Annotated in this window: 10 protein-coding genes; 5 read left to right on the top strand and 5 right to left on the bottom strand. The window is 56.9% G+C overall.

The window, feature by feature from the left end; genetic code table 11:
- From ACH2EH_RS22810 to ACH2EH_RS22790, 5 genes are all read left to right on the top strand, one after another.
- A partial coding sequence (locus tag ACH2EH_RS22810; protein ID WP_395145375.1) for an ABC transporter ATP-binding protein occupies positions 1-1,430 on the top strand: 1,430 nt, incomplete at its 5' end.
- 5 nt (positions 1,431-1,435) lie between these two features.
- Complete coding sequence (locus tag ACH2EH_RS22805; protein WP_395145373.1) at positions 1,436-1,933, top strand: DinB family protein; 498 nt, start codon at positions 1,436-1,438, stop codon at positions 1,931-1,933.
- Positions 1,930-2,406 (top strand): hypothetical protein, encoded by a 477-nt coding sequence (locus tag ACH2EH_RS22800; RefSeq protein WP_395145371.1) that lies wholly within the window; start codon positions 1,930-1,932, stop codon positions 2,404-2,406. The genes ACH2EH_RS22805 and ACH2EH_RS22800 overlap by 4 nt, the downstream gene beginning before the upstream one ends.
- Positions 2,407-2,420: 14 nt before the next feature.
- Complete coding sequence (locus ACH2EH_RS22795; RefSeq protein WP_395145369.1) at positions 2,421-2,888, top strand: DUF1854 domain-containing protein; 468 nt, start codon at positions 2,421-2,423, stop codon at positions 2,886-2,888.
- A 223-nt stretch (positions 2,889-3,111) separates the two neighbouring features.
- On the top strand, positions 3,112-3,495 hold the full coding sequence (locus ACH2EH_RS22790; protein WP_395145367.1) for a hypothetical protein: 384 nt from the start codon (positions 3,112-3,114) through the stop codon (positions 3,493-3,495).
- A 69-nt stretch (positions 3,496-3,564) separates the two neighbouring features.
- Here the strand turns inward: ACH2EH_RS22790 and ACH2EH_RS22785 are convergent, their stop codons facing one another.
- From ACH2EH_RS22785 to ACH2EH_RS22765, 5 genes are all read right to left on the bottom strand, one after another.
- Positions 3,565-4,335, bottom strand: coding sequence for a hypothetical protein (locus ACH2EH_RS22785; protein WP_395145366.1), 771 nt, complete (start codon positions 4,333-4,335; stop codon positions 3,565-3,567).
- A complete protein-coding gene (locus ACH2EH_RS22780) occupies positions 4,332-5,579 on the bottom strand; it encodes an AAA family ATPase (RefSeq protein WP_395145364.1) in 1,248 nt (415 codons plus the stop codon). Before ACH2EH_RS22780 ends, ACH2EH_RS22785 begins: the two co-directional genes overlap by 4 nt.
- Before the next feature lie 73 nt (positions 5,580-5,652).
- Positions 5,653-6,327: a hypothetical protein gene (locus ACH2EH_RS22775; RefSeq protein WP_395145362.1), complete on the bottom strand. Its 675-nt coding sequence runs from the start codon at positions 6,325-6,327 to the stop codon at positions 5,653-5,655.
- A gap of 277 nt (positions 6,328-6,604) precedes the next feature.
- Positions 6,605-7,252: a lysophospholipid acyltransferase family protein gene (locus ACH2EH_RS22770; RefSeq protein WP_395145361.1), complete on the bottom strand. Its 648-nt coding sequence runs from the start codon at positions 7,250-7,252 to the stop codon at positions 6,605-6,607.
- Positions 7,253-7,307: 55 nt separating this feature from the next.
- Positions 7,308-8,304 (bottom strand): ABC transporter ATP-binding protein (locus tag ACH2EH_RS22765; RefSeq protein WP_395145359.1); only part of this gene is annotated, 997 nt, incomplete at its 5' end.

Here is an 8,304-nt window from a genome sequence, read left to right as displayed (position 1 = left end):
GCGCGATTGTCAGCCGCGTCACGCAGGACACCGACCGGGTCTGGGGCTTTCTTGTGGATGGAGTCCCGTACTTGTTGTCTGGGACACTGACTCTGGTTGGAGGACTGGCATCGGGGCTCTTGCTCTCCTGGAAACTGACGCTGGCGATTCTCTTGCCCGTGCCGCTTGTCGCCGTCCTGATGTCGCTTATCTGGAAGCCGATGGCCTCGAAGTACCATAAAGTCGGGCAGAAGTGGGGGCGGCTCCACACCCAGCTCAATGAGTCGCTCAACGGCATTCGGGTCGTGAAGGCATTTGTGCGCGAGGAGGGAGAGTGGGACAAGTTTCGCAACCGCAACTCCGAGCTGGCGCAGAGCGGCCTCATTGCGGACCGCTGGTGGTTCCGCTCGGAGACCTTTGTCACCGTGCTAGTCGGGCTTGCGCCGCTCATCAACTGGGGCTTTGGCGGCTATCTAGTGCTCCACGGCGAGCTGACTCTGGGCAAGCTCATGGCGATGCAGATTCTCCTCTGGCAGGTCTACGGCCCGCTCCAGTGGTTCGGGCAGGTGAATCAGTGGTTCTCCCGCGCCATGGCCGGAGCTGAGCGTGTGTTTGAAGTGATTGATTCGCAGTCCGAGACCTATGATAAGCCCGGTGCGCTGGATCTCCAGACTGTCACGGGCGAGATTCGCTTCGAGAATGTCCGCTTTGGCTACGACAAGTCCAACCCGGTTCTCAAAGGCATTGACCTAACCGTCAAGCCCGGCGAGCTGATCGGCTTGGTCGGGCGGAGCGGCGCGGGCAAGTCCACGACCGTGAATCTGCTCTGTCGCTTCTACGATGCCGATGGCGGCAGTGTCCGCATCGATGGTATTGACATCCGCGACATTGAGCTTCAGGCGCTCCGTCGGCACATTGGAATTGTGCTGCAGGAACCGTTTCTCTTCAATGGAACCATCGCGGAGAATATCGCCTACGGTAAGCCCGACGCGCGCTTCGAGGAGATTATCGAGGCCGCCCGCGCTGCCTGTTGCCACGAGTTCATTGTGCAGAAGCCCGACGGCTACGACACGAATGTTGGGGAGAAAGGTGGCAAGCTCTCCGGCGGCGAGAAGCAGCGCCTCTCGATTGCCCGGGCCATCTTGCACAACCCGAAGATTCTGATTCTGGATGAGGCGACGAGCTCCGTAGATGTTGAGACAGAAAAGAAAATCCAGCAGGCAATCGGCAACCTCACCGCAGGCCGCACGACCTTTGCCATCGCGCATCGCCTCAGCACGCTCCGCAACGCCGACCGGCTTGTGGTCATTGACAAGGGCAGGATCGCGGAGATCGGCACCCACGCCGAGCTGATGGAGAAGCAGGGGATTTTCTACAGCCTGGTCGAGACCCAGGCACAGACCAGTAAAGCGCTCACCGAAAATGTGGCGTACACCGAGGAAGGCAACTAACGATTTTGAAAGAGATTCAAAACTGGCTAACCCAGCTTGATCAGGCCACCCACGAGTGGCTCGGGGAGCTGGGCGAAGACCTAACGGACCCCGAGTTAATGTGGCAAGCGTTCCCCAACGGCCACAGCATCGGCGCTCTGCTGGTGCATATCGCTGAGGTTGAGGCCTACTGGCTCCACCACATTGCGTGCGGCGAGCCTTATCAAGACAGGGAGGGCGAGGTGCTAAAGGGCGAGATTGACCAGTTCGGCATCCGCTGGCCGACTCCACCCACCTACCCCCTGCACTTTTATAAGGCGCTCTTGGCGACAACGCGAGAGAAAACCAAGCGGCTGATCGGGGCGCTGGAGAGTCCCAATCACACGGCAACGCGAGTGCGGCGTGATGGCACAGCCCAGGAGTTCACGCTGAGCTGGCTCATGACCCACGTGATTGTCCACGAGGCATATCATGGCGGTCAGGCAGTGCTTCTCGTATTGATGCAGAGAAAGGCGAACGAATGAGTCCACAAGAAACTGCAGCGCGGATGACCGAGAAGCTCGCACGTGATCTGGTTCTGGCGCTGAAGGCAACCCCCCTAGAGAAGCTCGACTGGAAGCCCGAAGGTTTGGGGCGGAGCATCGTAGACCAGCTCACGGAGTGCGTTGGAGCCAATGTAAAGTGGACGTGTATTTTTCAGGAGCGTGCCTACCGCAATCCTACTGAGGCGGAGTGGGAAGCCAGTACCGACGGACTGATAACCCCTGAGGCACTTGCCGAGCGACTCATCGCCTCCGCCGATACGCTGGCAACCGCACTGCGTGCGCTCGACGGGACGTTTGTGGCGATGCAGATACCCGGGACTTCTCGGACATGGGCGGAGGCTTGCTTTCATCCCTACTGGAACATGGCCTATCATGAGGGACAGCTTGCCTTTATCCAAACCCTCTACGGAGACACCGAGGAGCACGCCGACAGCGGCCCCTCGGGAGAGTGAACAAGAGTAAATACGTGACAAACTTACAGCTTTTCTATGACCCGCCGGGTGTCTTGCGCCTGACGGTGGACAACGAAAAATCCTACCCGAAAGTGGCGATCTACCAGTCGTCGCCGCTCCGACGGCCCGGGCAGTACCTCTCGCTGCTGGATGGCAAGAGTGAGGAGATCGCGCTGGTTCCCTCGCTGGATGCACTCACACCCGAGAGCCGACGCATCGCCCAGCAGGAGCTGGCGCGGCGCTATCTCACGGCGAAGATTCTGGCGCTCACTAGTGTCAGACAGGAGTTTGGCGTGACCTACTGGCACGTCGTCACCGACAAGGGCGAGCGCGATTTTGTGGTGCAGAACCTCTCCGAGTCGTGCCTCTGGCTCTCCGAAGCACACTTACTGATCATTGATGCTGACAGTAATCGCTTCGAGATCGTGGATCGTGGTGCACTGGACAGTGTGAGCCAGCACCTGCTCGACTCGGTGTTGTAGTGAACCTGTCTTCTGCGCTTCTGGCGCGGCTGGAGCGTGCGCTGGGCTTGCCGCCGATTGAATTTCCGCCGATTAAAATCGGCGTCTAGGGGCGTCGTCCCTCCGCCAAAAAGTCGCTCCGCGACTGGGAAAGCACTTCATTCCTAATCGCGGAGCGATTTCTCAGCCGAGCCTGCGAGGCTCACAGACGCCGATTTTAATCGGCGGGTACAGCGAACACAGAATGACCGACGAAATTTTCTTGACTGCTTTTGAGGACACGAGCTTGCCGCGCTACGAGTGGACGCATACCGCGCACGTCCGCATGGGGTTTCTCTACCTGAGTCGCCTGCCGTATGCTGAGGCGGAGGCGAGTATTGTGGCTGGAATCCAGCGCTACAACGCCGCCAAGGGCAACCACACAGGCTACCATCACACGATCACGATTGCGTTTGCACGACTCATCGCCGCACGCCTGACCGAAGCTGGGATTTGGCCCACGTTTCGTGCCGCAAACCCGGATTTGCTGACTTTCGCCTGCATCCAAAAGCACTACAGCCCCGAGGTAATTAAGAGCGATCTGGCGCGGGCGGAGTTTGTTGAGCCTGATCTAGCGCCGTTGTCTTAATCGTGGCGTGTGTCAAGTCATGAACGACCCGACTCGGAGTTACGCCGTCCTGCGGACGTGGGAATGCGTCTACCAATCCAGCACTTCAGAGATGCCGTCGAAGAGACGTTTGAGCTTTGGGTGGTTACTCTGGCGCTTCATCTCAAACCACACGGTAGGGTGAAGATTGCCCAAGATATTGGCTCGTGCAAGCTCGGCGTCACGAGTTCGGCGGTAAGTTTTCAAGTCCTGGTAGTAGGTTTGGAAAAGCGCACGGCGGGCACTTCGGAAGGCTTCGTCATTGAGTTCTAGAACGGTCTCGACGGTGTACTCAACCCTCCGTTTTTCTCGCACGGAGAGCACAATGTCGTTGCGGGGCTTGAGTTGCCAGTCGCTGAAGTCCAGGCGAATCAGCGCAAGTGGGTTTTCCATTCGCAAGTCAAGAAAGACAGCATCACTGATGGGAAAAGCTGTGGCACTGGTGACAGGCGAGACAGTGTCTCCCGCTCCGAACATCGCCCACTGCTTCCCCTTCTTCTCCGTGTTGCACCGGAAGCAAACCAGAAGGTAGTTCCACCAGACAAAGGCATGCTCCGGGTAGAGGCTCTTGGGCCAGATATGCTCGATTGCACTCGTAGTATTGTGCTCGCAGTAGCAACAATACTGTTTGCCAGGCCGTAGCTCCGCAAGCCGATCACGGACGGCATCGAAGGCTTGGTTGCCGGTGCGGTTCGCCCATCGTGTTTCCGCAAGCGCTACTTTTTCGGCAAAGTTTACAAGCTTATCAATATCGCCTTGTTCGTCGCTGAGTTTCTTGACCGCTTCAGGGGGACAGCTCAGAACGAGTGGAACCCCAATCACGGCTCAATCTCTCCCAACCCAACAGGAGAGGCAATAAAGATCGCTTGCAGCCCCCGCTGCTCATCGCGCTCTGTTTCCGTCAACTCCCGTTCCCACGATAGCCGTTCCAACTCCGCAAGGCGATCCAGCTTCACCTTGCCTTCCTCAGAACGCTCAATCTTCCCAAAGGCTTCGCTGGCGTAGGCTTCTAAGATATTGCCATAACGCAAACGGGAAAGCTCCAGATCATCCAGAAAGCGTCCTTCTTCATCGGTGCCAGGTGTGGGCAGTTTGTAAACTGTTGTCGCCGCTTGGCAAATGAGGGGGCTATGGGTGGTGACAATAAACTGCATCTCTGGGAAGCGCTTCGTCAGCCAGAAACCAATGCGCTGTTGCCAAGTTGGGTGCAGGTGAGCATCAACTTCATCAATGAGCACCACACCGGGAATGATAATTTCATTGGGGCGTCCAGGAACTGTCAGGGCATCAATCCCAAAAGCGAGGACGAGTTGGTGGATCAGTTCGATGGCAATGCACAAAGCGGAGCGGTAGCCGTCACCGAGTTGCTCAATTTCGATAATGTTTCCGGTGCCATCTTTGAAGAGAATTTCATCTTCATTTACCTCATGAAGAACAGTATTGTTGGGAAGAAATTTTTCTAAGTTGATAACGTTTGTTATTAGTTCAATAATTAGTTTTCCATCTTTTCGGCTAGGTCTAGCTTGGTCGCGAAGCCATGTTAAAGCACCGCCTAATGCAGCATCTTCTCCAAAGGCTGAAATATGTGGAGCCGCTTTCGGATTCTGAAGATAAGCATCATTATATTTTGGATCACCGCCTGTGAAACGACGATATGGCCCGAATGATGCACTGAACCATCCTTCTGATGAACTCCAAACGTGAAGATCAGGAGGGATGACATTTCTAATGTTGGTTGAAAATAGTGATTTGTAACCTTTTACTGATTCATGTACAGATAAAGGTCTAGCTGGCCTTTTATTTTCTGCTTGAATAATTGTCGCTGTTGTCGGGACTAATATGTTTTCTCGGTTTAAATTCATTAAATATTTATCTTCTTGGGATTTTATTAATGTTAGTATGATTGTTGCGGATTTCTCGTTTTTATTAATCCATTTAGGCCATTCTTGTTGTAAATACTGTGCATCATTTGGCCCTATTAATCCTAAAGCAATTGATCGGATAATTGATGTTTTTCCTGTTCCATTTCCTCCTAAGAAAACATGCCAACCTTTCTGAGATATCAATCTTGATATATTCCACCGGAGAGATTGTATACCTCTTATGCATTTAAGATTAATAATATTAATATGCATTATTTTACAACTTTGGCAGGGTTTGAACTTGCTCGCTGTCTTCGGGGAAGAGGGCGCGGATGGCGGCACGGTACTCGGTGAGGGCTTTACGGGCTTTTTTGATGGCGTCGTCGCGGCGGAGGTTGAGAGTGGCGAGGGTTTCGTCGAGCTGGCGGATGGTGCTTTGGGCGGTTTCGTAGGCCGCGATGCGGGCGCTGTAGTTGGCAAGCGTGAGTGCGTTCGTAGCACCGTCTTCTTTCACCAGAATCGTGAGAGGCGGCTTGACGGAGGGGTAGCGGTTCTCGGGGAGGGCGTTGATGCTCGTCCAGATGCTCTCCAAGTCCCGTGCGGCGCGGAGCTGCTTCTCCGCGAGGGCGTTGCTGGTGGGTAGGGCAGGAAGCTGTGCGACAAACTCGGTTTCGGGGAGGAGGCCACGGACGCTGGTGACGAGGCGGGAGTTGACGGCACGAACGGCGGTTCGGGTGGTGTCGCGGGTGAGGGCGGCGGCCTGGCGCTGGTTCTCCGGGGTGACCTGCGCCAAGGCGATGGCAGAAACTGTCTGATGCAAGGCAGTGAGCTGCGCAAGCCCGGTGCCGGATTTTAAGACGATGGCACGGCCTAAAGCGGTCTCGGCAGCGGCCCAGTGACGCTGGATAGCGGCTAAAGTGGCCTGTAAGGTGGCAGAACTAATGGTCGGCATAGACTAAATTCCCTCCGGCAAAGCCAGGATGTGGGTTGGCAGAGGCAAGATGCTCTCTGGCAGATTATATCAAACCCTAAATAGCAACTGCAAGTATCCCCCCGGCCTCACTTCCCGAACCCACCCGGCTCTCCGCTCATTCTTCGCTCCAAGCCACCCTCCCTCAGCGCAGGGAGGGTAGGGGAGGGTTCTGGCTCCCCCTTCCTTGGAACAGGGAAGGGGGGCGGGGGGATGGGTTCGGGAAGTGAGGCCGGGGGGATGGGTTCGGGATGGCTTTTCATAGCATTCCCTCGGCCCTTGCCTCACAGGCATTGAGCGCTTCTTCCACTCTGCGGCAGGCGTCTTCGTCGGACTCATCGGCAGCGATAAAGATCGGCTCACCGAAGACCCAGGCGGCGCGGCTGAAAGGGGCCGGGAGAAGGTAGTCGTCCCAGGTGGTGAGGCGCTTGCACGGCGTGGCGGTGGCAATGAGCGGGAGAATCGGCTTGCCCGAGCGCCGTGCGAAGAAGACCACACCGGGCTGGACTTTTCGGGCGGGGCCGCGTGGACCATCGGGAGTGAAGGCGAGAACGCCCCCTTTTTCCAGCTCCCTGAGCATCTGTACGGCAGCACGGGCACCGCCTCTGCCTGTGGAGCCTCGGACGATCTGATAGCCGAATTTCTCGAAGTTGTGCGCCTGAATATCGCCGTCGCGTGAGAGCGAGACCAGCGCCCAGTAGCCTCGGTTTCGGTAGCGGTAGAGCGAGAGCAGGGTGCGGCCATGCCAGGTGACCAGAATCCCTCCGTTGTGCTCTTTCAGCGTCGCCATCGCCGCCTCTTCGCCGATAATCGTCAGTCGTGCGGTGCCCGCGAGAAGGCGCACCAGCCCTCCAATGGTCGCGGCAAGCGCACGGACTTTGAGCGTGAGTGGGCGCGGCTTTTCCACCCCCTTCGCGGAGCCGCACCCAGAGGGTACCCGGGTCGGCGAAGCCGGGGGGAGGTTAGGCATCAATTCCCCGTTGCTGGGCGTTGTAGAGCAGGCTGTAGAGTCCGCCGGTGGCCAGTAGCTCCGCGTGGTTTCCGATCTCGGCGATCTTACCGTCTTGCAGCACGACGATCTTATCGGCGTTGACGATGGTGGAAAGCCGGTGTGCGATAATAATGGTCGTGCGGCCCTTGAACCAGGTGCCCAGTGCTTCTTGCACCACGGACTCGGTCTGGGCATCAAGTGCACTGGTGGCTTCATCAAAAATTAAAATATGCGGGTCCGTGAGCAGGGCACGGGCGATAGCGAGGCGCTGCTTCTGGCCTCCTGAGAGGGTGGTGCCCCGCTCACCCACCAGTGTCTCGTAGCCCTGCGACTGGGCCTGAATGAACGCGTGGGCATTGGCGGCACGCGCGGCGGCGCGTATCTCATCGTCGGTGGCGTCGGGCTTGCCGTAGGCAATATTGCTCTTTATCGTCCCGGAAAATAAGATGCTATCTTGAGGAACAATGCCAATCTGCTGGCGAAGCGAGGCGATCGTAACGGATTTAATATCGTAGCCGTCAATGCGTACCAGCCCTTTGGTGGGGTCATTGAAGCGGGGGATCAGATCTGCGAGTGTGGACTTACCCGCCCCGGTTGGCCCCACAAAGGCGACAATCTCACCAGGCTCGATCGTGAGCGAGATGTTTTGCAGAACGGGTGTACTTTCCTCGTAGCCAAAGCTGACCTCCTCGAAGACCACGCGACCTGCCATTTTAGGAAGAGGGGTGGCGTTTTCCCTATCACGGATACTGGGCACGACATCCAGCACCTGGGTGAAGATCCGATCCGCTGCCCCGAGTAGCTCCTCAAACTGCCCACGGACATTACCAAACCCACTAATCGAGCCGGACAGCAGGTTGGCCATCATCACAAAGAGAAGAAAGCTTCCCAGAGGAACCTGGAAGTGGACACCCGCGTAGAGCACCAGTGCCATCGCCAGTGCGCCGATCCAATCCACGGTGGGAGTC

This window comes from Armatimonas sp., assembly GCF_043760365.1.
GTDB lineage: Bacteria > Armatimonadota > Armatimonadia > Armatimonadales > Armatimonadaceae > Armatimonas.
This window is presented reverse-complemented; position numbering and strand designations above follow the sequence as displayed.

Bases quoted from the DNA above. Each gene is read 5' to 3' on its own strand.
- ACH2EH_RS22800 (WP_395145371.1), top strand. From the start codon at position 1,930: ATGAGTCCACAAGAAACTGCAGCGCGGATGACCGAGAAGCTCGCACGT.
- ACH2EH_RS22790 (WP_395145367.1), top strand. From the start codon at position 3,112: ATGACCGACGAAATTTTCTTGACTGCTTTTGAGGACACGAGCTTGCCG.
- ACH2EH_RS22775 (WP_395145362.1), bottom strand. From the start codon at position 6,327: ATGCCGACCATTAGTTCTGCCACCTTACAGGCCACTTTAGCCGCTATC.